The following is a 23,092-nucleotide window of genomic DNA, read 5'->3' as shown; positions in this document are numbered from 1 at the left end:
ATTCTCAATCACATACAAGAGGCCAACGTGTCCGCCAATTCGTTCTGGGAATTTCCCCACACAAGCCAGCGCATGCCTGTACTGGCCGCCAACGTCGTCAGCACCACACAACCCTTGGCAGCGCAGGCCGGCCTGCGCATGCTGCTTGCCGGCGGTAATGCTGTCGACGCCGCCCTGGCTGCTGCCATTACTCTTACGGTTGTCGAACCCGTCATGAACGGCCTGGGCGGCGACGCTTTTGCTCTGATCTGGGACCAAGGCAAACTGCACGGCCTGAACGCTTCAGGCCGTGCACCTCAAGCCTGGACGCCAGAGCATTTTGCAGGACTAGAGGCCATGCCTCAAATGGGCTGGGACACCGTCACGGTGCCAGGCCAGATAGCAGGATGGGCAGAGCTGTCCCAGCGGTTTGGCAAACTACCTTTCGCAACGCTCTTTGAGCCAGCCATCGCCTACGCTGCCGAGGGCTTTGCGGTTACCCCTATCATCGCCCGCCAATGGGCGTCGCAGGCACCACTGCTTAAAGATCAGCCTGGCTTTGCCAGCACGTTCTTTCCCGACAACTCAACCCCAAAGGCCGGTCAAGTCTGGCGCTGCGCAGCACAAGCACGCACACTGGAGCGCATTGCCAGCAGTCTGGGGCGCGACTTTTATGAAGGTGAATTAGCCGATAAGATCGCTGCCTTTGCCGCCAGTACCGGCGGAGCCCTGACAGCCGCCGACCTGGCCTCCCATCGCTGCGAATGGGTGGAGCCGCTCTCCATGCCATATCGGGGCGAATACACCTTGCACGAAATACCGCCTAACGGCCAGGGCATTGCCGCCTTGATGGCACTCGGCATGCTGGACAGCTTCGAACCTCCCCGCCCCGATCAGCCGCTCGATCTCTTCCACCTGCCCATCGAGGCAGTCAAGCTGGCATTTGCTGACCTGCACGAGTATGTGGGCGAACCGGCCAATATGGGCAAGTTGACGGAACAGCTGCTGGACCGCAGCTACCTGAACGAGCGGGCCAAGCTTATCGATCCCGCTATTGCGCGCACACCGTCAGCGGGCATGCCTTCGCAAGGCGGAACAGTCTATCTGACAGCCGCCGACAGCAGCGGCATGATGGTGTCGTTCATACAGTCCAACTACCAGGGCTTCGGCTCCGGCGTCGTCGTGCCGGAAACCGGTATTGCCATGCATAACCGGGGCCGTGGTTTTTCACTGAAGCCAGGACATAGAAACCAGGTAGGCCCAGGCAAACGCCCCATGCACACGATTATCCCGGCCTTCATCACCCGTCAGGGCCAACCTTTTGCCAGCTTTGGCGTCATGGGCGGAAACATGCAGGCACAAGGCCACGTCCAGATGATGCAACAACTGATCGACCTGGGCCGTAATCCTCAAGCAGCGGTCGACGCACTGCGTTTCCGGGTCGAAGCCGGCCCACGTGTCATGCTTGAAGCACACGCCCCGGCGGACTTGGCCGCCGCACTGCAGGCGTACGGCCACAAGGTCGAACTGCAAAGCCCAAACAGCCTTGACTTTGGCGCTGCACAACTCATACTTCGTCAGGATAATGGCATTTACATTGGCGCATCCGATCCTCGCCGAGACGGCCAGGCCGTCGGTTTCTGACGCTGTAACGATTTACCCACTAGGAGACACAACGATGATCAAAATACGTTTTCAAAGCGCCTGGGCCCACTATGCATGTACCGGCCTGGCTAGCCTGGCCATGGCTGCAACCGTTCAGGCCGCCGGTTTTCCCGACCATCCCGTTACTCTGGTTGTACCCTACCCACCTGCCGGCACCACCGACATCGCCGCGCGTACCATCGCTCAAGCTATGGAAGCCAGCCTGGGCCAGACCATTGTTGTCGAAAATCGCGCAGGTGCAGGCGGCAGCATAGGCATGGGTTACGTAGCACGAGCCAAACCCGACGGCTACACCCTCGGCATGGGTACGATAGGCACTCAAACCATCAACCAGTTTTTGTACAAAGACCTGCCCTTCAACCCCGAACAAGATTTCGAGCCTATTGCGCTCGTCATGACTACACCCAACATCATCGCCGTCAACGTAGAGTCCAAGATCAAGAACATGGATGACCTTATCGCCGCAGCTAAAGCATCAGGCGATGAAAAACTGAGCTATGCCTCGCCAGGCGTGGGCTCATCGGTACATTTGACGGGAGCCTACCTGGAACAAGTCGCCGGTATCGATATGCTGCACGTACCGTTCAAAGGTGTTTCAGGCTCTTTACCTGCACTCATAGGCGGCCAGGTGGATATCTTGATGGACAATCTGCCCAGCACCCTGTCCCAGGTCAAAGATGGTTCCAAGATTCGCGGCATTGCCATCACTTCGGCAGAACGCTCGCCGTCCATTCCCGACATCCCCACCGTTGCCGAAAGCGGTCTTAAAAACATGGACGTCACCGCCTGGTTTGCCTTGTACGTACCCAAAGGCACACCCAAAGACGCGAAGGACAAGCTGATAGAGGCAGCCAAACAAGCCTTGAACACACCTGAGCTGCAAGCCAAGTTTGTGACTTTGGGCGCGCAGGCCGGCACACTTTTCGGTGATGACCTGAAAGCCTTCGAAAAAACAGAACGCAAACGCTGGAGCACACTCATCCAAGAGCGCAACATTACAAAGCAGTAAATTCTTCCCCATTTGTTTAACGCGCCCTGTCAGGGCGCTCGCTTAAAAGGTTTTATCCATGAACGGTGCAGATAGTCTTTGCGACACCTTATTGGCCAATAACGTCGACGTGTGCTTTGCCAACCCCGGCACATCCGAAATGCATTTTGTTGCTGCGCTCGACAAAAAGCCCCAAATGCGTTGCATCCTTGGCCTGTTCGAAGGCGTAGTCACCGGTGCTGCCGACGGCTACGGGCGCATGGCCGATAAGCCTGCCGCAACGCTTCTGCATCTGGGTCCCGGCCTGGCCAATGGCCTGGCCAACCTGCATAATGCCCGCCGTGCCCACACCCCCATGATCAACATCGTGGGTGAGCACGCCAGCTATCACATTCAGTACGATGCCCCCCTGACCAGCGATATCGAAAGTCTCGCCCGGCCTATGTCAGACTGGCTGCATCGTATTGAGTCTGCAGCCAATGTATCGCCGGCTGCCGCCGCGGCCATCGAAGCTGCCAACCAGAATCCGGGCGGTATCTCCACACTGATTCTGCCCGCCGATGCAGCCTGGACGGAAGCACCGGAAGCCATACAGCACGCCAAGCCCATCCCAGCAACCGCGCTGGACACCCAAGCGCTTCAAGCGGCCAGCACTGCCCTGGGCAATGGGCGCAAAACTGTTATTTTGCTGTCAGGCAAAGCCTTGCGCAGCGGAGCGCTGGAAACAGCAAGCCGTATTGCCGCCAAAACCGGCGCCCGCCTGCTGGCACAGCAAGCCAATAGCCGTATTGAACGCGGCGCAGGCCGTGTCATGATCGACCGGGTTCCCTTCAATGTCGACTTGGCGGTCAAGGCCCTGGAAGGCACTGAGCAACTCATTCTGGTCGGATCTCGTGTCCCCGTTGCTTTCTTTGGCTATCCCAACAAACCCAGCGTACTCATTCCAGAAAACTGCGAAGTCATCGCACTCACTCAGCCTGGCAATGATTTACCACAAGCCCTGCACGAACTGGCCGATGCCGTCGGCGCTGACCGGGCAAGTCCCATCACGACAGCCGAGCGTAACGCCACCACGCTACCTACCGGTAGCTTGAACGCGGCGTCCGTCATCCAGGCCATCGGAGTACTCAGCCCTGAAAACGCCATCATCTGTGATGAATCGGTGAGCTCTGGCCGCGACTCCTTCAAATCCACTTTCGGCTCTGCCCCACACGACTTCCTGCAAATTACGGGCGGAGCCATCGGCATAGGCATTCCCTTGGCCACTGGCGCATCGGTGGCTTGCCCCGACCGAAAAGTCATTTTGATGCAAGCCGATGGCAGCGGCATGTATACCCCACAAGCCTTATGGACGCAGGCTCGCGAACAGCTCGATGTAGTCACCATTATTTTCGCCAACCGCAGCTATGCCATCCTGCATAACGAGTTGAAAATGGTGGGTGCCGGCGAGCCGGGCCACAATGCCCGACGCATGCTCGATCTTGATCACCCTGCCATCGACTGGGTTCACATGGCACAGGCTGCCGGAGTCGAGGCTGCCCGCGCAAGTACCCTGGATAGCTTCATCGATATCCTGCGCTCGGCAATTGCTCGCAAAGGCCCGTTTTTGATTGAAGCCCTTATTTAATCAAGCCCACGAATTTACACTGGACACCAGCCTTCTTTCAGGAAAAACCGCCATGACCACACTCAGTACGGCACAGCATCGCGATATTACCTATCAGTTGCACCCCTATACCAATGCTGTCAAGCATCGCCAGATCGGGCCGCGCATCATCGAGCGCGGCGAAGGCATTTATGTTTATGACGATCAGGGCAAGCAGTATATAGAAGCCATGGCGGGCCTCTGGAGCGTGGCGGTCGGCTTCAATGAAGAGCGACTCGTCGATGCCGCGCATCGTCAGATGCAAAAGCTGCCCTTTTATCACACCTTCACGCACAAGACGCATACGCCCTCCATTGAATTGGCCGAGCGCCTGGTCCAGGCCACGCAGGGGCAAATGAGCACCGCGTTCTTCACCAACTCGGGTTCCGAGGCCAATGACACAGTCATCAAGATGGTGTGGTACTACAACAATGCCCTGGGTCGCCACGACAAGAAGAAAATCATTGCTCGCAACCGCGGCTATCACGGCGTCACCGTAGCGTCGGCCAGCCTGACTGGCCTGACGCCCAATCATCGCGGTTTCGACCTGCCCCTGCCCACCATGAAGCACACGCTGTGCCCGCACTACTATCGTGAAGGCCTGCCAGGAGAAAGCGAAGAAGACTTCGCCACCCGCATGACCAATGAACTCGAGGCCCTGATACTGCGCGAAGGCCCCGATACTGTTGCGGCCTTCATTGGCGAGCCCGTCATGGGCGCTGGCGGCGTCATCGTGCCACCCAATACCTACTGGGACAAGGTCCAGGCGGTATGCCGCAAATACGACATACTGGTGGTTGCCGACGAAGTCATCACAGGTTTTGGTCGACTCGGTACTTTTTTCGGATCGGAAAAGTACAACATCAAAGCGGACATCATGGTCTTGTCCAAGCAAATCACCTCGTCTTATCTCCCACTGGCGGCTGTTCTGCTGAATGACAAGGTCAATTCCGTCATTACCCGCCAAAGTGGCGAGCTGGGCACCTTCGGTCATGGCTACACAGCCAGCGGTCACCCTGTCACCACCGCCGTCGCCATTGAAAATCTGAACATCATTCAGGAAAAAGGTCTGGTCCAGAATGCAGCAAGTACCGGCCAAGTCCTGCAATCGGCGCTGCGCGAACTGAGCGATCATCCTCTGGTAGGCGAAGTGCGTGGCACAGGCCTGATTGCCGCAGTCGAGCTCGTGGCCGACAAGGACAGCCGCCGGCCCTTCGATCCACTAGGTTCGGTCGGCGCCGCCGTCTATGAGCGCGCGCACGAGCACGGCCTGATCGTTCGTGGCATACAAGACAGCATCGCATTCTGCCCACCACTTATCATCACGGAAGCCCAAGTGCGTGATATTGTGGAGCGCTTTGTCACAACCCTGGATGAAGTGCATAAAACACTGTAGGCAGAAAAGAAATATGGATGTACACACTGCAAGTCACACGCCGACTGACGACCCACGCTGGCAATTCTGGGTGGATCGCGGCGGCACCTTTACTGATATTGTGGGCCGTAGCCCCGATGGCGCGCTCGTCACCCACAAACTGTTGTCTGATAACCCCGCACAGTATGCCGACGCCGCTCTGGCGGGCATACGCAAGCTGCTGGGCATTGCGCCAGACGCAGCGATTCCGGTCCACCTGATTGAAGCCGTCAAGATGGGCACGACGGTCGCTACCAACGCCTTGCTGGAACGCAAGGGCGACCGCACCGTGCTGTTTACCACGCGCGGCTTCCGTGATGCGCTGCGTATAGGCTATCAGGAACGCCCCCGCCTGTTCGATCTGCGCATCGTGCTGTCCGAACTGCTGTACGAGCGCATAGACGAGGTCAACGAACGGGTCGATGCCCAGGGCAATGTGCTGCAAGCACCCGATCAAAACGAGGTGCGTCGCCAATTGCAAGAAGCCTATGCGGCAGGTTTTCGTTCCATAGCAATTGTGCTGATGCATGCCTATCGCTACCCGGCTCACGAAAATGAAGTGGCCATATTGGCACGCGAAGTCGGCTTTACACAGGTATCGGTTTCGCACGAAGTCAGCCCCATGATGAAGCTGGTCGGCCGTGGCGACACGACTGTCGTCGATGCCTACTTATCTCCCATCTTGCGCCGCTACGTCGATGGCGTGGCTGGCCAGATGCAGGGCGTGCCCCTAATGTTCATGCAGTCCAACGGTGGCCTCACCGCAGCCGAGCAGTTCCAGGGCAAGGACTCCATACTCTCGGGCCCCGCCGGTGGTATCGTCGGCATGGCTCGCACCGCACAGTCCGTAGGCTACGGCGCCCTGATAGGCTTCGACATGGGCGGCACCTCAACCGACGTGTCACACTACAACGGCGAATTCGAGCGCGCCTTCGAAACCGAAGTAGCCGGCGTCCGCTTGCGCGCGCCCATGATGAATATTCATACCGTGGCAGCCGGTGGCGGCTCCATTGTGCACTTCGACGGAACCCGTATGCGCGTTGGGCCAGATTCGGCAGGCGCCAACCCGGGACCCGCCGCCTACCGCAATGGCGGCCCCCTTACCGTGACAGACTGCAACGTCATGCTGGGCAAGCTGCAACCCGAATTCTTTCCCAAAATATTTGGCCCCGAGGCCAATCAAGAGCTAGACCTGCAGACCGTGCGCGACAAGTTCACGGATCTGGCCCGAACCATCGAGCAAGACACCGGACATGCCAGCACACTCGAAGCGCTGGCCGAAGGCTTTATTGATATTGCCGTGGCCAATATGGCCAACGCCATCAAGAAAATATCGGTCGAGCGTGGCTACGACGTCACCAAATACACGCTGGTCTCTTTTGGTGGCGCGGGCGGGCAGCATGCCTGCCTGGTTGCCGATGCGCTGGGCATGACTCGTGCACTCATACATCCCTTGGCTGGTGTACTGTCAGCCTACGGCATGGGTCTGGCCGACATCACCGCCATGCGCGAGGCCAGCGTAGAACTTGTACTGGAAGAAAGCCAGCTGACGCAGTGCGAGCAGGTATTGGCCACCATAGGCCAGGCCGCTTACGAACAAGTAGCCCATCAGGGCGTGGCCGCAGAGCGCATCAAGCTCGTGCAGCGTGCGCACCTGCGCTACGAAGGCACCGATGCCGCGCTGGTCGTGGCGTATGGGTCGGTCTCTGAAATGCAGGCGCGCTTCGAAGACACTTATTCACAGCGCTACAGCTTCCTAATGCCCGACAAACGCCTGGTCATCGAAGCCGTATCGGTCGAAGCCATAGGCATGAGCGCCGAGCAAGCTCAGGCTGGGGCCGAGCCGGCCAATGCAACAGTCGACGAACCCTCGGCACAAGCCACTATTGCGCTGTACTCCAATGGCAAGCATCATGATACGCCCGTGTATCAGCGCGATGCCCTGCAAGCCGGTGCCCTCCTGCAAGGGCCGGCCATTGTGTGCGATGCAAACGGCACCACCATTATTGAACCTGAATGGCAAATGCAGATCCTGACAGGTGGCGAGCTCTTGCTTAGCCGCGCCGTACCCAAGGCTGGCCGGCACGCCATCGGAACAGACGTTGATCCCATCATGCTCGAGATTTTCAACAATCTGTTCATGTCGATTGCAGAGCAAATGGGTGCCACGCTGGCCAATACCGCCTTCTCAGTCAACATCAAAGAGCGTCTGGACTTTTCCTGCGCCCTATTCGATGCCGACGGAAACCTGATCGCCAATGCGCCTCACATGCCAGTGCATCTGGGTTCGATGGGGGAAAGCATCAAGGCTGTGCTGCGTAAAAATGCTGGCACCATGCGTGCAGGCGACAGCTATGTCTTGAACGACCCCTATAACGGCGGCACACATCTGCCCGACATTACTGTCGTCACCCCGGTCTTCGACACCAGCGGCCAGGACATCCTCTTTTTCGTGGCCTCACGCGGACACCACGCCGATGTAGGCGGCATCACCCCTGGCTCCATGCCGCCCAACAGCAAGACCGTGCACGAAGAAGGCGTCCTGATCGATAACTTCAAGCTGATCGAAAACGGCCGTATGCGTGAGGCCGAGCTGCGCGAGCTTCTGACCGGAGCCCAATATCCTGCCCGCAATCCCGAACAGAATATTGCCGACTTGCGCGCCCAGATTGCCGCCAACGAAAAAGGTGTGCAAGAACTGCGCCGCATGGTCAGGGAGTTTGGCCTGGACATAGTGCATGCCTACATGAACCACGTACAGGACAATGCCGAGGAAGCCGTGCGCCGTGTTATCGGCGTGCTGAACGATGGCGAGTTTACGTACGAACTGGATAACGGTGCCATCATCCAGGTGGCCGTGCGTGTCAATACTGCCGAACGCAGTGCCGTTATCGACTTTACTGGCACATCCATGCAATTGGCCAATAATTTCAATGCACCATCGGCCGTATGCATGGCAGCTGTGCTTTACGTATTCCGCACCTTGGTGAACGACGAAATACCCATGAATGCCGGCTGCCTGAAACCACTGCAAGTCGTCATACCGGTAGGGTCAATGCTGAATCCGCTCCCTCCCGCCGCAACCGTAGCGGGCAATGTGGAAACATCACAGTGCATTACCGATGCGCTGTATGGCGCGCTAGGTGTCATGGCTGCGGCGCAAGGCACCATGAATAATTTCACCTTTGGCAACGAGCGCTATCAATACTACGAAACCATCGCCGGCGGCTCGGGGGCAGGCCTGCTGCAGGGCAAGGACGGCCAGCCCGTCTATTTCGATGGCATCGATACCGTACAGACCCACATGACCAACTCGCGACTGACCGACCCCGAGGTGCTGGAGTGGCGTTTTCCGGTACTGCTGGAAAGCTACGAAATCCGGCCCAACAGCGGCGGAGCGGGCAAGGCTCACGGTGGTAATGGCGGTATACGCCGGCTGCGCTTTCTGGAGCCCATGACAGCGTCCATACTGGCCAACCGACGTCGTATCCCGCCTTTTGGACTCCATGGCGGATCACCCGGTCAGTTGGGACGTACCTACGTGCAACGCATCGACGGTAGCCAAACCGAACTGGGCGCTACGGGGTCAGCCGACATGCAGCCCGGCGACGTCTTCGTCATTGAAACCCCCGGAGGTGGTGGATATGGCGAGGCCAAGGTTTAAACACCAAGGCCAGTCGACAAGGCAGATGGCGGATTGCTACCGTCGTCTGCTTTACCCTAGCCCTCAGGCGAACTTGCCTGCCTGATAATCGGCAACAGCCTGAAACAGCTCTTGCTGCGTGTTCATGACGAAAGGACCGTGCTGTGCAATGGGCTCATTGAGCGGCCGGCCTGCGATCAACAGCACGCGCGCCGGCCCTTTGCTGCGTATGATCACTCCATCTGCATCAGGATCATTCTTCAGGATGCCCATGCGATGCAGGCCGATGGTTTGCCCACCTACCTCCACCTCACCACGATACACGTAGACAAAAGCATTGTGTGCTGCGGGCAAGGTCTGGGCAAACTCGCCTTCGCCATCGAAGTGCACATCAATATAGAGCGGCTCGGTGACATCACGCTGCATGGCCGCCGCCCGCCCATGGCTGCTACCGGCGATCAGTCTTGCCACGACCCCCTGACCGAGATCGAGCTCTGGAATATCGCTACTTTGTATGTCTACGTATCCCGGCTCACACATTTTGTCCTTGGCGGGCAGATTCAGCCATAGCTGAAAGCCTTCCATCCGGCCCTCTTCCTGCTCGGGCAACTCGGAATGCACCAAACCACGACCTGCGGTCATCCATTGCACACCACCGTTTTGCAACAGGCCCTCGTTGCCGCCGCTGTCGCGATGACGCATGCGGCCATCGATCATATAAGTGATGGTCTCAAAGCCGCGATGCGGATGATCGGGGAAACCACCGATATAGTCTTCGGGATTATCCGTACCGAAATTGTCCAGCATCAGAAAGGGGTCCAGCCTGTGCTGCAGGTCGCGCGTCAGCACGCGGGTCAGCTTGACACCCGCACCATCGGAAGTAGCCTGGCCCTGGATGATGCGCTCCACCGCACGAGTCTGTGTGATGGTTGCTGCATTGAGGGAAGAAACGGGTGTAGCCATGAGAAGCTCCTAGAACTGACTGATTGATATTGATTATAGTTATCTACCATTTTTGAAACCAAGATCTAAGAATGGGATTTATTATTCCATTTATACAAGCAATAAGAAGAGCAGTACAATTTCGCCGTTTCATACACAATCACCGGAAGCAGAAGTATCTTGAGCACGAATAGAAGCAAACGTTGGAATGGCGAACTGAGTTCGCTAACGCCGGACTTTCTTAAGGAAGTCATCGAAAAAATGAATTCTTATGGCGACAGGATTCAGTTCGAAATGCCTACCAAGGCCCGTACGCCCAGCTATCAGGTCATCAATGCACGTGACATGAAAATGGGATTCGACAACAGGCATTTGCTGATGCGTCTGAACGACGCGGGCAATGTCGGCGATGAGATGAGTACGGCTTACACGTTAGAGGCCATCAAGGCAGCGCTTGCCAATGATGGGCGCAAGACAGCCAGCCGTGGCAGCGCACGCAGCACTTCACCCTCTTCCCGCGGCAGTTCGCCAAGAGCATCGAGCAGCCGCAGTACAGCGCCGGCCGCGCCTGTCGATACCATTGAGCAAGACAAATACGCTTACTTCAAAGCCAACCGGGAGTATCTGCCCGACGAGATTACCAAGCATTCGCAAGAGATCAGCAAGCTGATGCGTGAAGGGATGTCGGCCGAGCAGGCTTTCGAGGCGACCATCAAGGCGCATTTCTGAATAGTGTTTGCCATGCACATTGGCGCACTGTGCCGATGCGTGGTCATCTGTATACGCGCGTCGGGCGGTCACTGGTTCTTGAGGCTGTGCAGGAGAGGCTTCAGGCCAGTGAGGCTCGAATCGCTGCGATCCCGTCTACGACGGGATTTCCCATGCATTCGGCTTCAGCCAGGGCGTGCGCGAACTCGCCGGATGGACAGCAAGGACACAGATTACTGCCGGCAATGACACCGACTGGGTCAATGGCACAAACCGAATATTTGATTGACGCAGGGATTGAGCACGCCAGAAAACAAGCTCACCACCTTATCCACATCAACTGTGCATAACCCTGAGCATAAGCCTGGAGCATGTTGCCGAAACGTAATAAATATGCCGAATTCCGACCCATGAGCTAGAAATGACCAGCTCGTCGTTACCCATCGTATCCCCTCGATAAGTCTACCGACAGAATGCGCTTGTACTCCGCTCTAATGCTGTCATGATGAAAGCTCATTCATGGCAATAGAAAGGAGATTGCATGCACAAACGGATCACTACCGCGATTTCGACCGGCCTGCTTGCCATTGGCATCACGGGTGGCGTGGCGATGGCTCAGCAGCCTTCCACACAGCCGCAGCCCAAAGCACCCATGACCGTACCTACGCCCGACTATTCGGATGCTCAGCTGGAACGCTTCGTCAGCGCCTCGGAAAAAGTAGCGATGATTTCCCAGGAATACACCCCTAAGCTGCAAGCCAGCAAAGACGAAACAACCCAGAAAAAAATATTTGAAGAGGCCGACCAGAAAATGGTCAAGGCCGTGCACGATGAAGGCATGACCGTCGATCAGTTCAACGGCATCAACCAATCACTGCAGCAGGATCCGAATCTGGTGAAACGGGTTCAGAAAATAGCACAGTAAAAGCCATCAGCAGGGCCACGTTGACTTGACATCATCGTGGCCCACTTCCTTGAGCATTACATGGCAACACTGAAGACGCGCTGTATGAACTCGGGAACAGACATGACTTGTCCGTTCACATTCACACTGCCCTGTTCATAAACAACAGAAGCAGCTGCATCGTCTCCCACTTGTTTGATCAAGCCTGCCATTTTCAAACGGTTGACGTACTGGTCGTAGATCATCGCGCCCAGCATTTCCATTTGCATTTTTTTGTCGGCCTGGCTTTCTGCCTGACTGAATGCTTGAATAAACATGGGCTTGGACAAATCAAGATCAAACTTGACCTGCTTGAAACCTTGCATGAATAAGTCATCGACAGTCTGTGCGCTGTCGTCGTCAGGAGCAGACATGTTCACCTGCAGGCTGGCCTTGCTTTCACCCTTGGCATTTTTCCAGACCAAGGACTCGATGGCTATCGAAGGGTCGGAGGCCAGGACAGCAGCCAGGCGGTCGCGCAGCAATTGATTGTCTTCACGGCTTAACGCCTCTTGTTGGCCGATTTCACCGCCATGCTTGGCGGCAATCTTTTCGTAATCGGTTGCCAGTGCAGCCAGGGCTGCTGTATTGAGTTGCTGTATACGCCCGGCGATCAAGAGACTGCCCAGATCAGCCGTACCCACCGCTATACGGCCAAAATCATAGCGCAGGGAGCCACCCACAATACTGCCTGACTGCTCGCCTTCGAGGGCCAGCTGTATCTGCTCGAGACTAACGTCTTCAGCTTCGGCGCTGCCCATGACCAGCGAGGCGATGGTGGCGGTAGTTTGGCTCTGGGTGAGCTTGTCTTCCGTGCCCTGTGTCTGGCTGGTGATCTTGAGATCTTTGACCTGCAGGCTTTCACCGGCTTGCGCATCGTTGACAGCGAGGTCCTGGAACTGACCCTCGGACGTACTGTTCTTGAAATGGTTGCTGAAATCCATCTCGATGGTGCCGCCCGAAAAGCTGACTTTTACATCTTCGGTAGCCAGTTCTACAGGTTGGAAATTCCAGCTGGAGTGCCCGGCTCCGCCAAAACCCACACGAGTATTGATCAGGAGCGGTGACTCGCCTTTCTGACTATCGACCCAGGCTTGTGTAGCTGGCGTTGCAACAAGCTTTGCCCTGCTGTAGGCCAGCAAAGGTATGAAATGCCCGTCGCGCAAAGCATTCAGGGAAAAAGGGCCATGCTGCAAATGATCGGTCAATGCAATATCGATGGGACGGCCTTCGCCATCTTTCATGCGCAAGGTATACAAGACATCAGATGAAAAAATGCGGCGCTGGTAGTCGTCTATGTCGAGCCTTGCCGTGCTGCGCGCAAGCTCTCCTGCTGCTGCGCCTGCCAGCATTGCGGCCATGCGCTCATTGGCCTGCGCGACGGCCGCCTCGATGGTTTGCTGTGCTTGCTTGCCCACATACCAGCTGGCCCCTACATAGGCTACCCCCAGAATGACGACTATACCCAGCACTCTTGTACTTTTCTTCATTGCTTCATGCCCATATAAAATTGATCGTGTCATTTAAACATGAAAGCCGGTACGATATACATCGTCACAACACCCGAAAAGGCAGCCCCAAACCATGGCCGACCATATAGATTTCTACTTTGAATTTTCATCGCCCTATGGCTACTTCGCCAGCACCCAAATCGAGGCTTTGGCGGCAGAATTCCAGCGGCAAGTAAAGTGGCATCCCATCTTGCTGGGCCCCATGTTCCAGGCCACAGGTTCTGCGCCGCTGGTTGACATACCCGTCAAGGGGCAGTATTCGCTGCACGACATGAGTCGCACAGCCGAACTGTTCAACATTCCCTTCAAGCAGCCCGACCCTTTCCCCATTGCCACCGTGAGCGCTGCGCGTGCAGTGCTATATCTGCAGAAAAAGAATGCCGGTCAGGCCTCCGAGCTGGCCAAACGCCTGTACCACGCCTATTTTGCCGAAGGCCGAAACATCGGCAAAACCGAGGTCACACTGGCTGTCGCCGAAGAGGTCGGACTATCGGCCGCCGAACTGCAGGACGGCATCGCCCAGGACGATATCAAGGCGCAGCTCAAACAAGAAGTGAACGACGCCATGGCCCGTGGTGTATTTGGCTCACCCTTTATGATTGTCGATGGCGAGTCTTTCTGGGGCTTTGATCGCTTCGATCATATTCGGCGCTGGCTGCAGCAAAAGAGCTAGACCCGTTTTCAGGCCACGTAGTCGGGCTGCTGCTCGGGTGCGGCCAAGCTGAAAGCGTCGAGCTCAGCGCATGCAGCATCAATACGAACGATGGTCGGAAATGCACTTTCATCGCAGTTGAAGCGGCGCGCGTTGTACAGCTGCGGCACCAGGCAAAGGTCGGCCAGCGTAGGCTGATCACCGTGGCAAAAACGTCCGGTGGCGGGGCTATTGGCCAGCATGGCTTCAATACCAGACAGCCCCACACTGATCCAATGCCTGTACCAGGTATCTTTGTCTTGCTCGCTGAGCTTCATGTCGTGCTTCAAATACTTCAAGACGCGCAGATTATTCAGCGGGTGGATGTCGCAAGCGATGGTTTGAGCAATGGCGCGCACACGTGCGCGTGCTACAGCATCAACCGGCAGCAATGCAGGCGAAGGATGAGTTTCTTCCAGATATTCGATAATGGCGATGGATTGCCCGATGGCTTCAGTGCCATCACGCAGCGTAGGCACTAGCGCCGTCGGATTCATTGACAGGTAATCGTCGGCAAACTGCTGGCCACCGTCTTTCAACAAATGCACCGATACGGCATCGTAGGCCAGCCCTTTGAGATTCAGGGCGATACGAACGCGATAGGCAGCCGAACTGCGAAAATAGCCATATAGTTTCATCACGACTCCCGGGTTTTTCTGGATAATTCCTTGGGCAGCGGAAACGCCACGTTTTCTGGAGTGCCATCCAGAGTGCGCACCGAGACGGCACCCAGCTCTTTCAGCCGTTCTACGACCTGACTGACCAATACTTCGGGGGCCGAAGCACCGGCGGTGACGCCTACTCGTTTACTGTTCTGCAGCCAGGCCGGGTCTATCATGTCAGGGGTATCGATCAGGTAGGCGGCTGCGCCCTTGCGCTCGGCAACCTCGCGCAGGCGATTGGAGTTGGAGCTATTGGGACTACCCACCACCAATACGAGATCACAGGCAGGCGCCATGATCTTGACGGCATCCTGCCTATTCTGCGTCGCGTAGCAAATATCGCTTTTCTTGGGCTCGACAATAGTAGGAAAGCGTGTGCGCAAGGCCTGGGCGACGACGGCGGCGTCATCCACCGACAGCGTGGTCTGCGTAACAAAAGCCAGGTTTTCCGGGTCGATGACCTGCAAGGCGGCGACGTCTTCAGGCGTTTCGACCAGATACATGCCATCTTGTGCCTGCCCCAGGGTTCCTTCGACCTCGGGATGCCCGCGATGACCAATCATGATGATCTCGCGCCCCGCTGCACGCATCTTGGCCACTTCGATATGGACCTTGGTGACCAGAGGGCAAGTTGCATCAAATACCTTGAGGCCCATCTGTTCGGCCTCGGCACGCACCGTCTTGGCTACACCATGGGCTGAAAACACCACGATGGCGCCGGCTGGTGCTTCGCTCAGCTCGTCGATGAATATGGCGCCCTTCTCACGCAAGTCCTGGACTACATAACGGTTATGCACGATTTCATGTCGCACATAGATAGGTGCCCCATGCAGTTCGAGCGCTCTTTCAACGATATCGATCGCACGGTCCACGCCTGCGCAAAAACCCCGGGGCTGTGCCAGGACGACTTCGATCTCATCTTGAGCGGGATGCTGGACTGACATTAAAGGACCCCCAGTATCGAGACTTCGATCCGCAAGTCGGCCCCTGCCAGGGGATGATTGAAGTCGAATAGAGCGGAAGTTTCACCCAACTCTTTCAAGACTCCTGAATAGCGCCCGCCATTGGGTGCAGAAAACTCCACCATATCGCCGGGCACGAGAGGTGTTTCCGGGTCGGTATGCTCGGTCAGCATGGTCCGGCTTACCCGCTGCAGCAGATCGGGATTGCGATCACCGTAGGCCTGCGCTGCAGGTAGCTCGAAGGTATGGCGGCTGCCTTCTTCGAGATCAAGCAGGACCTGCTCCATGCCAGGCGCCCACTGCCCTGCCCCCATTTGCAGGGTAGCTGGCCGGCCATCAAACGTGTTGGCAAAAATGGAACCGGCAGCCGGACCCGAGACGAGCTCGATGCGGTAATGCAGGGTTAAGTAGGAATCAGGGCGGACAAAGGCTTTCACTGAATCGGATGCGGAGGTCAAAATCGGTCACCGTAGAGGATCGTTACTGTTCCCCCTATTTTAGAGCCCTTTATGACACTGTACAGCGCAAGCCCAAAATCCGAACTCCCGCGCGAGCGTTTGCTGGCCCACCGAGCCCACATATTGACCTCGCCCGGGCGACAGGCCACCAACGAACTGAACACCGGTGGCCATCAGGTGGATGCCAGACGCAGATTGGCGCTCGAAAGAGTATCCGCCTCGTGATCCGATGAGTAGGCCTCGGCCTGACCTTGTTGTGGCTGTGCTGCGTCCTGTATATCGAGCACCACATTCGCGCTAGCGGCAATTTTGAACACCGCCACGGCCTGTGCCAGCTGTCGAGCCTGTTCCTGCAATGATCCCGCCGCTGCGGCCGCCTGCTCCACCAGTGCCGCATTCTGTTGGGTCACTTCATCCATTTGCGATACAGCCACATTGACCTGATCAATGCCGCTGGACTGCTCTTCTGATGCCGCGGCGATCTCTTTTACGATCTCGGTTACCCGCTGAACCGAGGACAACAGCTCTTGCATGGTGTCGCCTGCTCCGGAGACCTGACGTGATCCAGCATCAATCTCCGACAGAGATGTTTCGATCAACTTTTTGATCTCTTTGGCCGCCTCGGCGCTGCGCTGCGCGAGAGAGCGAACTTCGGAGGCAACCACGGCAAACCCCTTGCCCTGCTCACCCGCCCTGGCAGCTTCAACCGCCGCATTCAAGGCCAGAATATTAGTTTGAAAGGCAATACTGTCTATGACAGTGACGATCTCGCCTATCTTGCCAGAGCTGCCGGAAATACGCTGCATGGTGTGAACCACATCGGTGACCGCGACTTCGCCCCGTTGTGCAACGCTGGAAGCGGCGGCAGCCAAAATATTAGCCTGACGTGCGTGATCCGTGTTTTGTTGGACGGTGGCGGCCAGTTGCTCCATGCTGGCCGCGGTTTCCTGTAGGGACGCAGCCTGCTCTTCGGTACGGCTGGAAAGATCGCTATTGCCAGTGGCGATCTCGCTGGAGCCGATATTGATCTCTTCGACACTGGCCCGCACAGTTGCAATCGTACGCGACAGATTCAGCTGCGTGCGTCGCAAATTGGCCAACAAGGTGTGAACCTCGTTCTTGCTGGCTGGCGGCGCATCGGCGATGCGGGCGCTCAAGTCGCCCTGGCCCAGTCGCTCCATACCCTCGATAACCTGCTTTACCGGCCGCAAGGTTCTGGCGGCAAGCCAGCCTACCAGCAAAGAAATAAGCAAAGTGCCGATCAGCATCAGACCCAACTGGTACGCCAGCTGCTTGTAACTCTGCATCAGAAAGGCATGTTGATCTCCCATGCCGTACGTCAGCCAATTCCAACCCTTTACTGTGCTCCAGGCAACGAACTGGTCACCGGCATTGTCGCCTTCGCCCAGAGTAATCTGAGCAAATCCTTCAGGCTGTTCGTATAGCGCCTGTAACGTGACCAGGTCGGTGCTGGACACCTCCGACGCCAGATTGCCGCCACGCTTGCCCTGCGACCCTGCGATCCGCATCCAGCCCTTGCCGTCCGGCGCACGTTGCAACACGCCCAAAGTTCCGTATTCGGCGACCGTGGCCTGCTCTACCCAGGTCAGCAACTGCTGCACTTGCTTATCGACATCGACACGCACCGACAAACCACCATAGACCTTTCCGGCTTCGTCCTTAAGCGGCTCTATGCTCATGGCGTACCACTTGCCCTGGCGCTGCACTACGCCGCTAAAGGCCACACCCTTGTCAAGCGTGCGGGCCAGCAGGTCATTGGCCTGCACCGTGCTGCCCACCCTCGCCTCACCCTCTGCATTGCGCAGCAGTGTTGCTGCACGCACCCATTTATCGCCATGCCGGACGATAATCGCCGGATCCGCTCCCGTGCTGGCATTGATTTGCATCAAGGTATCGGTATCGCCATTGATGATGTTACCTTCGACAACCAGCAATGGAATTTCACCGCCCTCGTTGCTATCCATCATGCTGCCGTCCAAGACCGGCACACCACCCAGGGCCTCTTGCACGACCGGGATAAGTTCACGGCCACGTTCGCTAGCATCAGCAAACACCAATTGCAAGGATTGGTCGACGCCCTGCAAGGCGGCCGACATCTCGCGATCGACGGCAACGATGGCATTGGCGCGGCTCTGCCAAGCCATGATCCCGGCAAGAAGCACCATTACAACGACAGTGACTGCGGACGTGGCAAGGAACAGCCTGACGGCCAAAGACCGTCTGGTCAGCCAGCCGGTGCGAGGCGTGCGCGTTGCGCCCGCCTGGATTGTTGTCTCCATGATTGCCCCTTATGTATTGTCAAGGCTAAGTGTTGTAATTGTCTTAACGGCAGAAAATCTTCCAACTTTATGCAAAAGACCTAAGGGTTTCCCACAGGCAACGCAGCAGACCATCCGCAGGTGCAGACGGCGAGGGAACTTATTCAGAGCCGCACTAAGTAAGAATCAGGGCGGACAAAAGTTTGCACTGAATCAGATACAAAGATCAAAATCTGTCACCGTAGAGGCTCGTTCCTGTTCCCCCTATCTTCGAGTCCCTTATGACACTGTCCAGTTCAGGCCCAAAATCCGAACGCCCGCGCGAGCGTCTGCTGGCTCATGGTGCACATGTACTGACCGCTCCCGAGCTGTTGGCCATTATTTTGCGCACCGGTATCAAAGGCTGTGACGCAGTCAGCCTCGGGCATCGCCTTATAGAGCAATTCGACGGGCTGCGCGGCCTGCTGTCGGCCGACGCCCAAACACTGATGGGAATACCCGGGCTGGGCATGGCCAAAACCTGCGAACTGCTGGCCATTAACGAACTGAACCGCCGTGCCCTGGAAGAAAGCCTGAAGACTGGCCAGGCTCTCGATCAGCCTCAACGTGTAAAACACTACTGCGCCGCCAAGCTTGGACACCTTTCCGTCGAACACTGCATGGCCCTGTACCTGGACAGCCAGCTCAGGTTGATTACTAGCGAAGAAGTCGCTCGTGGTACCCTCAGTCAGGCCTCGGTCTACCCGCGCGAGATCATCAAGTCAGGGCTCAAGCATCATGCTGCGGCGCTGATCCTGGCTCATAACCATCCCTCGGGTGTAGCCGAAGCCAGCGAGGCCGACCTGTCTCTTACCCGGCACCTGAAGCGCGCCCTGGCGCTGGTCGATATACGCCTGCTCGACCACTTGATCGTCACCGGCACAGGCGCCGTATCGCTGGCCGAACAGGGCCTAATTTAAGCTTGCGTGTCAAGTTGCGCTCCACTATAATGCCGGGTTACTTGGATACGTGGCCAGCATTATTTGTGCCTGGTTGGCGACCCGCCCTTTAAAACACAGGAATCGACCATGAAAGAAGGCATCCACCCTGAATACCGCGAAGTGGTATTTCTGGATCAGCAAACCGGCAACAAATTCATTTCGCGCTCTACACTGAACAGCCGCGAAACCATCGAACTTGACGGCAAGACCTACCCCTTGTTCAAGTGCGACGTTACGTCTGAATCGCATCCGTTCTATACCGGCGCGCAAACCCGTATCGTTGAAACCGGCCGCGTTGAAAAATTCCGCGCCCGCTTTGCCCGTACCACTGGCACTACGCGCAAGGCTTCGTAAACCGACAAGGTTTCCCCACGCGCTCGCGAAAAGGCAGCCTCGAGGCTGCCTTTTTACTTTAAGATACCCCCATCTTCCACTTTTAGTACCTGTGCGCTCCCTGTGTCATCCAGCGACTCCTTATCCACGCCTGCCCGCCTGACTTCCACGGCTACCGTCAAGCTGCCCCGACTTTTCCTGTTCGGCGTAGGCCTGGTCTATATTCTCGCGGGCCTGTTCTTCCGGGATCCCTGGAAAACCGATGACGTGGTTGGACTGGCAACCATGCTGACCGCTTTGAAAGAAGGCGGCCAGGCCATGTTGCTGCCCCAAATCGGAGTCCTCGCACATGCCCAGGACGGCCCGCTGGTCACTTGGGTAGGTGCCTTCAGCATCTGGTTGTTCTCTCCCTTTTTCGAGCTGTTCGTTTCACCGCTTGATGCCGCGATCATCGCCTCACGACTGCCCAATTTTCTTTGGTTTGGCTTACTGACTGCTTCGGTTTGGTATGGTACTTACCTGCTGGGGCGCCGTCCCGAACCACAGCCGCTGGCCCTGCCTTTCGGCGGCGAACCCACCGAGCGCGCCTATGGCCGCATGATTGCCGATGCCGCCTTGCTGCTGTTGGTGGCCACGGTAGGCATTATCTGGCGCATGCACGAAACCTCCGAGGTTCCGGCCCTGATCGCCTTCCAGGCACTGGCTTTCTACTCAGTTGCCCGCATGCTTGATCATCCGATATCGGGCTCTGTCACGCTGGGTTTTGCTCTGGCTGCCGCATTCCTGACTCGCGGGTGGATAGGCTCCCTGCCCATCATGCTGGCTGTGCTGTTCATCTTCATACCCGGCAGTGTGCTGTGGCGCCAGAAAAAATGGCTGCTGATCAGCGCGGTGCTGAGTGCGGCCCTGATTCTGCTCTGGTGGATCCCTGCCAAGCACACCAGCGAATACTGGACACAAAATTGGCTGTTATGGAACACCACCGCATTTGGCTGGCCCGATTACCATGAAATCCTCAAGGCGCTACGCGACTTGCCCTGGTTCATCTGGCCCACTTGGCCTCTTGCATTGCTGGCCATATGGCGCTGGCGTTCGTGGCTGACTGCACCACACATCTGGCTGCCCCTGATGTTTGCGGTATGGCCCCTGGTCGCCATCGTATTCCTGGCTGACTCGTTCGAGCCTGAGTATGCCCTGATGGCCGTTCCCTCTGCCATTCTTGCTGCCTTTTCCCTGCCTACCTTGCGCCGCGGGATTGTGAACTCCCTGGACTGGTTCGCCGTGATGTGTTTTTCGCTCACCACGGCAACCGTCTGGCTGGGCTGGATCGCACTGCAAACAGGCTGGCCAGAACAGATTTCGCACAATATTGCTCGCCAGACTCGCGGTTACGATGTGTATATTTCATGGCCGGCCGTCATCGCGGCTCTGCTAGGCACGCTGGCCTGGGCAGCACTGGTCCGCTGGCGCTTGCATACCAAGCCCGCCGGGCTTTGGCGCGGCACAGTTTTGTCGGCTGGTGGGCTTATCGTCACCTGGCTGCTGCTGGTTACCTTATGGATGCCCGCTCTTGACTATGTGCGCAGCTATCGCACCGTATCCGGCCAACTGTACAACGCCCTGCAGCTTCATCAGCAAGCCGGCGAATGCGTGCGTGCACAAGGCTTGGGCACTGGCCAACGGGCGTCATTCCTGGTCTTTAACGGCATCAATTTCACATACAGCTCCGACTGCACGCTGGTTTTGCAACAAACATCACCGCAAAGCCTCGAGGATGGCACCGCCGCCTACTCCGGCACCGGCACGGTTTTATGGATGGGCAAGCGAGAGCCCGAGCGCCATGAAATCTTCCGTCTGCTGCGTCTTGGCAAGCCGTGACGTCCTCCTCACGGTCGGCCGCTCTGTGGCCGCAAGCACGTGAAATTTTGCGACAAAGCTGGCCGGTATTAATCAGCGCATGGGCCAGCATTATTTTTGGCGTCATGGACACCGCGATGGCGGGCCATGCCAGCGCAGCCGACCTGCAAATCATGGCGCTTGCTGCGTCCATCTATATAACCGTCTTTGTCGGCCTGATGGGCGTGGTTCATGCCCTTATCCCCATCATCGCCCAGCATTTTGGTGGTGGACGCTACCTCGAGGTCGGCCAGACCTGGGGCCAGGGCATATGGCTGGCACTGGGCCTGTCTTTAGTGGGTGCAGCCGCCATGCTGTTTCCTGGTGCGTGGCTTTCTTTGTCCGGAGAAGTCGATCCCATCGTACGTGATGGCATCACCTGGTATTTGCGTGCGCTGGTGCTAGCCTTGCCTGCAAGCCTGGTATTTCGCACCATCTATGCCTTGGGAACGGCCGTATCACGTCCCAAGACCGTCATGGTGATCAATCTGCTCAGCATAGCTTTCAAGTTCCTGTTCAACTGGATACTTATTTTTGGCAAATTGGGTTTTCCCGCCCTGGGAGCCGTTGGAGCTGGCCTGTCTACGGCCATCGTTGGCTGGATGACACTGATCGCAGGCTTGTGGGCCATTCGTCACGACCCCTATTACCATCGCTTCAAACCCACATTGGCGCGTCCGCACTGGCCCAGCCAGAAAGAGCTGCTGCGCCTGGGCATCCCCATGGGTGCCTCTTACCTGATTGAAGTATGCGCCTTTACCTTCATGGCACTGCTGATCGCCCGGGAAGGCATGTTCGTCACAGGCGGCCACCAGATCATGTCGAATCTGGCGGCACTTTGCTACATGATGCCAATGGCGATAGGTATTGCAACAGCGTCGTTGACAGCACAAGCCATAGGCGCAGGTGATCTGCAAAGAGCCCGCACGACGGGGCGGGCCGGGATTGGCATTGTCGTATTGGGGGCCACGATTACCGCCACTGTCCTGGTTGTCGCCAAACAACCCATACTGCGCCTTTACACCGACAATATGCAGGTGGCGATTGTTGCAGCAGCCCTGTTGCAAATATTGCCCTGGTTTCATCTATTCGACGCCACGCAGTGCATAGGCTCCTATCTGCTGCGCGCCTACAAAGTGGCGGTGGTCCCCCTGATACTGCAGATTGTGGCGCTTACCGGGCTGGGTCTTATAGGCGGCTGGTGGTTGGGTTTTGGTCCGGCAGCGGGCAGTCTTCAGCCCCTGGTGACACGCATTGCACCAGGCGCGCCCATAGGGGCGGCCAGCATGTGGCTGATGGCACTGTCAGGGCTGGCACTATCGGCAACTCTGTTGTTCGCCTGGTATGCGCACGTCGTCAGATCCTATCTGCGAACTGGCCACGCCTGATTTGC

The 23,092-nt window shown here is 57.2% G+C and carries 18 protein-coding genes; 12 read left to right on the top strand and 6 right to left on the bottom strand.

Annotated features, from left to right (window positions below; all coding sequences use genetic code 11):
• Window positions 1-27: 27 nt before the first annotated feature.
• From ERD84_RS08400 to ERD84_RS08380, 5 genes are read left to right on the top strand one after another with little or no spacing between them, the layout of a single operon-like run.
• The gene (locus ERD84_RS08400; RefSeq protein WP_371743158.1) at window positions 28-1,623 is read left to right on the top strand and encodes a gamma-glutamyltransferase family protein; all 1,596 of its coding nucleotides are present in this window, start codon (window positions 28-30) and stop codon (window positions 1,621-1,623) included.
• A gap of 34 nt (window positions 1,624-1,657) precedes the next feature.
• On the top strand, window positions 1,658-2,653 hold the full coding sequence (locus tag ERD84_RS08395; protein WP_130039183.1) for a Bug family tripartite tricarboxylate transporter substrate binding protein: 996 nt from the start codon (window positions 1,658-1,660) through the stop codon (window positions 2,651-2,653).
• A gap of 58 nt (window positions 2,654-2,711) precedes the next feature.
• Window positions 2,712-4,259, top strand: a complete 1,548-nt coding sequence (locus tag ERD84_RS08390; RefSeq protein WP_130039182.1) for an acetolactate synthase large subunit — start codon at window positions 2,712-2,714, stop codon at window positions 4,257-4,259.
• Window positions 4,260-4,311: 52 nt separating this feature from the next.
• Window positions 4,312-5,673 carry an aspartate aminotransferase family protein gene (locus ERD84_RS08385; protein ID WP_130039181.1) on the top strand — a complete coding sequence of 454 codons (1,362 nt, stop codon included), beginning with the start codon at window positions 4,312-4,314 and terminating at the stop codon, window positions 5,671-5,673.
• A 13-nt stretch (window positions 5,674-5,686) separates the two neighbouring features.
• A complete protein-coding gene (locus ERD84_RS08380; RefSeq protein WP_130039180.1) occupies window positions 5,687-9,355 on the top strand; it encodes a hydantoinase B/oxoprolinase family protein in 3,669 nt (1,222 codons plus the stop codon).
• Window positions 9,356-9,418: 63 nt separating this feature from the next.
• Here ERD84_RS08380 and ERD84_RS08375 read toward each other — a convergent pair whose 3' ends face one another.
• On the bottom strand, window positions 9,419-10,297 hold the full coding sequence (locus ERD84_RS08375; RefSeq protein WP_130039179.1) for a pirin family protein: 879 nt from the start codon (window positions 10,295-10,297) through the stop codon (window positions 9,419-9,421).
• 159 nt (window positions 10,298-10,456) lie between these two features.
• On the opposite strand from ERD84_RS08375, the gene ERD84_RS08370 reads away from it, so the two are divergent.
• Both ERD84_RS08370 and ERD84_RS08365 read left to right on the top strand, forming a co-directional pair.
• Window positions 10,457-11,005, top strand: a complete 549-nt coding sequence (locus ERD84_RS08370) for a hypothetical protein (protein ID WP_130039178.1) — start codon at window positions 10,457-10,459, stop codon at window positions 11,003-11,005.
• A 520-nt stretch (window positions 11,006-11,525) separates the two neighbouring features.
• The gene (locus tag ERD84_RS08365; RefSeq protein WP_130039177.1) at window positions 11,526-11,909 is read left to right on the top strand and encodes a DUF4168 domain-containing protein; all 384 of its coding nucleotides are present in this window, start codon (window positions 11,526-11,528) and stop codon (window positions 11,907-11,909) included.
• A gap of 56 nt (window positions 11,910-11,965) precedes the next feature.
• Here ERD84_RS08365 and ERD84_RS08360 read toward each other — a convergent pair whose 3' ends face one another.
• Window positions 11,966-13,417 (bottom strand): YdgA family protein, encoded by a 1,452-nt coding sequence (locus ERD84_RS08360; RefSeq protein WP_167667366.1) that lies wholly within the window; start codon window positions 13,415-13,417, stop codon window positions 11,966-11,968.
• Between the two features lie 94 nt (window positions 13,418-13,511).
• On the opposite strand from ERD84_RS08360, the gene ERD84_RS08355 reads away from it, so the two are divergent.
• Complete coding sequence (locus tag ERD84_RS08355; RefSeq protein ID WP_130039175.1) at window positions 13,512-14,111, top strand: 2-hydroxychromene-2-carboxylate isomerase; 600 nt, start codon at window positions 13,512-13,514, stop codon at window positions 14,109-14,111.
• An 8-nt stretch (window positions 14,112-14,119) separates the two neighbouring features.
• On the opposite strand, the gene maiA is transcribed toward ERD84_RS08355, so the two are convergent.
• From maiA to ERD84_RS08335, 4 genes are all read right to left on the bottom strand, one after another.
• Window positions 14,120-14,767 (bottom strand): maleylacetoacetate isomerase, encoded by a 648-nt coding sequence (maiA, locus tag ERD84_RS08350; protein ID WP_130039174.1) that lies wholly within the window; start codon window positions 14,765-14,767, stop codon window positions 14,120-14,122.
• Window positions 14,767-15,735, bottom strand: coding sequence for a 4-hydroxy-3-methylbut-2-enyl diphosphate reductase (gene ispH, locus ERD84_RS08345; RefSeq protein ID WP_130039173.1), 969 nt, complete (start codon window positions 15,733-15,735; stop codon window positions 14,767-14,769). The genes maiA and ispH overlap by 1 nt, the downstream gene beginning before the upstream one ends.
• On the bottom strand, window positions 15,735-16,211 hold the full coding sequence (locus ERD84_RS08340; protein WP_130039172.1) for an FKBP-type peptidyl-prolyl cis-trans isomerase: 477 nt from the start codon (window positions 16,209-16,211) through the stop codon (window positions 15,735-15,737). The genes ispH and ERD84_RS08340 overlap by 1 nt, the downstream gene beginning before the upstream one ends.
• 173 nt (window positions 16,212-16,384) lie before the next feature.
• Complete coding sequence (locus ERD84_RS08335) at window positions 16,385-18,511, bottom strand: methyl-accepting chemotaxis protein (protein WP_130039171.1); 2,127 nt, start codon at window positions 18,509-18,511, stop codon at window positions 16,385-16,387.
• A 260-nt stretch (window positions 18,512-18,771) separates the two neighbouring features.
• Between ERD84_RS08335 and radC the strand changes: the two genes are divergently transcribed.
• The 4 genes from radC (at window position 18,772) to ERD84_RS08315 (ending at window position 23,087) form a co-directional block, all read left to right on the top strand.
• Window positions 18,772-19,449, top strand: coding sequence for a RadC family protein (radC, locus tag ERD84_RS08330; protein ID WP_130039170.1), 678 nt, complete (start codon window positions 18,772-18,774; stop codon window positions 19,447-19,449).
• A gap of 108 nt (window positions 19,450-19,557) precedes the next feature.
• Window positions 19,558-19,824 (top strand): type B 50S ribosomal protein L31, encoded by a 267-nt coding sequence (locus ERD84_RS08325; protein ID WP_130039169.1) that lies wholly within the window; start codon window positions 19,558-19,560, stop codon window positions 19,822-19,824.
• A gap of 102 nt (window positions 19,825-19,926) precedes the next feature.
• Window positions 19,927-21,681: an ArnT family glycosyltransferase gene (locus ERD84_RS08320; RefSeq protein WP_130039168.1), complete on the top strand. Its 1,755-nt coding sequence runs from the start codon at window positions 19,927-19,929 to the stop codon at window positions 21,679-21,681.
• Window positions 21,678-23,087 (top strand): MATE family efflux transporter, encoded by a 1,410-nt coding sequence (locus ERD84_RS08315; RefSeq protein ID WP_130039167.1) that lies wholly within the window; start codon window positions 21,678-21,680, stop codon window positions 23,085-23,087. Before ERD84_RS08320 ends, ERD84_RS08315 begins: the two co-directional genes overlap by 4 nt.
• The last annotated feature ends 5 nt before the right edge of the window (window positions 23,088-23,092 follow it).

The sequence above is a fragment of the Pollutimonas harenae genome, from assembly GCF_004153685.1.
Lineage (GTDB): Bacteria > Pseudomonadota > Gammaproteobacteria > Burkholderiales > Burkholderiaceae_B > Pusillimonas_C > Pusillimonas_C harenae.
This window is presented reverse-complemented; position numbering and strand designations above follow the sequence as displayed.